A 2084-nucleotide genomic window follows, 5' to 3' on the forward strand; every position below is an offset into this window, starting at 1 on the left:
CGGGCGGCGCAGCGGCGTTCGCTCTCCCGCACCGGGGCCGGCCTCCCGGCCGGCCGCTCAGTAGGCTCCGAAGACGTTGTCGATGGAGCCGTAGCGGTGGGCGGCGTAGTTGCAGGCCGCGGCGATATTGGCGACCGGGTCGTAGATATCCCACGAGGTGCCGTCCACGTGGTAGGCGGTGAAAGTGGGATCGATGACCTGCATGAGCCCCTTCGAGGGGGTGCCCGCCGCGGCATTGGAGTCCGACAGGTTGATCGCCTGGGGGTTGCCGCTGGACTCGCGCATGGCATTGCGGTGGATGCCGTCGTAGCTGGCCGGAATACCGTGTCGGCCGAGTACCGCCAGCGCGTTGCGGATCCAGCCGTCCAGGTCGTTGGAGTAGGACGGTGTGCCGAATGTTTCCGGGAGTGGCTGCGGCAGCTGCTGCCAGTGGAGGATCTGCTGCTGGGCCTGTTGGGCCGGGGCCTGCAGTACTGCGGGCACACCGGTGATGGGTGCGTCGGCGTGTGCCTGGGTGGGGACCACGACAGCAGCGGCGACGGCGACGAGCGGTAACAGGTTTCGTAAACGCATGGGAACGGCTCCTACAGCGCGCAGGTAGTCGTTGCGCTGCTTCTTTATGACTTGTGTTGTGGAAGGGGATTCAGTTTTCCGCGGCCGGATGGCGCACTGCGCCGCCGGGGCGAGCCTCCGCATCGGAATGTTCGGACGAATCGATAACCATGCGGCAAACGAACTTGCGGTTCGTTATCTGGCAAATCACAGATTGATTGCGTAAACTTAACGATAGGTGAACAAAAGAATAACTCGATGTTTTATTCTGCTGAGAAAAGTCGATCTACCTGGACTTACATGGATGTAAGTCGTGTGTTCGTTCGTGATATGGACGCGTGATATGGACGCAGATCTGCAGAATTCTGAGTATTTGCCATGATCAATTCGGGTCAGCTGTACGAGAGTCCGTGCAGTGCGAGCCAGCGCTGCGGATCGACATGCTGACCATCCAAGATGATCTCGAAATGCAGATGCGGTCCGGTGGAATCACCGCGGTTGCCCATTCGCGCGATCTGCATACCGGCCGGGACCCGTTCCCCGACCGAGACGAAGAAGTCGTACATATGGCCGTAGACCGAGATCGCGCCGTCGTCGTGCCGAATCCGCACCCACAGGCCGAAACCGGCGGCGGGACCGGCATCGATCACGGTGCCGCTCGCGACGGCGTAGATCGGGGTACCGATCGGGCCGGCGATATCGATACCACGATGGAAAGTGCCCCACCGGCTGCCGAAACCGGAGGTGAAGGTGCCCGGCGCGGGCAGGACGTAACCACCGGCGCCGGGCGGCACGGCGCCGGGCGGGATCAGCCCGCCCTCGAGGACGCCCGGCGCGGGCGCGGTGTTTATCCAGGGCTGCTCCCGGCCGGCGACCGCGGCGGCGGCTTCGGCCTTGGCACGTTCCAAGGTGGCCCGGGCGGCCGCGGCCACCACCGCCTGTTCGCGGAGGCGTTCCCCGTTGTCGATGGCATCGAGATAGCGGCGCACCGAAGGCACCGCTGCGGACAGTCGCAAGGGATGGGCGAGGGCCACCCGATAGGCGATTCCCGGAACCGGGCTCCGGTCGGTGACAGCGAGACCCGCGGATCCGTCGCCCGCCGCCAAGAACAGGGCGAGCAGCAGTACACCGAGGAGTACGCGGCGGCGCCGGGCCGCGGCGGCGATCTCCTCGGCGGACGGCCGGCGCGCCACGAGGTCGGCGAGTTCGGCCCGGGTGGGACGGCGGGACCAGAGATCCACGGCGGATCGCCGCAGCCACCAGCGGGCCGCGACCCACCGGGGCCCCGGCGTCCGGGCCTGCGCGGCGGCACGCTCCCGCCAGCCGGGGGCGATGACGAGACCGCCGCCGGTCGCGGCCGCACGGTCCAGCAAGATGGACCGCTCCTCGGGCGCGGTCGTCGCACCCGGGCGCGTGTCCCGGCCGGCCCCTTCGGAAAGCGGGTGCACGGCGCGGTTCCAGCGTCGGCGCAGGGCCCCGGTCCCGCGACCGGACGCGGTGGAGTCGGGGTCCTGTGTTGGCGGGCCGTCGGC

Annotated in this window: 2 protein-coding genes; both read right to left on the reverse strand. The window is 67.7% G+C overall.

Going from position 1 to position 2084, the window contains the following annotated elements; all coding sequences use genetic code 11:
* Positions 1-57 precede the first annotated feature (57 nt).
* Positions 58-573, reverse strand: a complete 516-nt coding sequence (locus ACLML9_RS28600; protein WP_411948406.1) for a transglycosylase SLT domain-containing protein — start codon at positions 571-573, stop codon at positions 58-60.
* Positions 574-944: 371 nt separating this feature from the next.
* Positions 945-2000 carry a M23 family metallopeptidase gene (locus ACLML9_RS28605; protein WP_411948407.1) on the reverse strand — a complete coding sequence of 352 codons (1056 nt, stop codon included), beginning with the start codon at positions 1998-2000 and terminating at the stop codon, positions 945-947.
* Positions 2001-2084 lie beyond the last annotated feature (84 nt).

This window comes from Nocardia sp. NPDC002869 (genome assembly GCF_046764065.1).
Lineage (GTDB): Bacteria > Actinomycetota > Actinomycetes > Mycobacteriales > Mycobacteriaceae > Nocardia > Nocardia rhamnosiphila.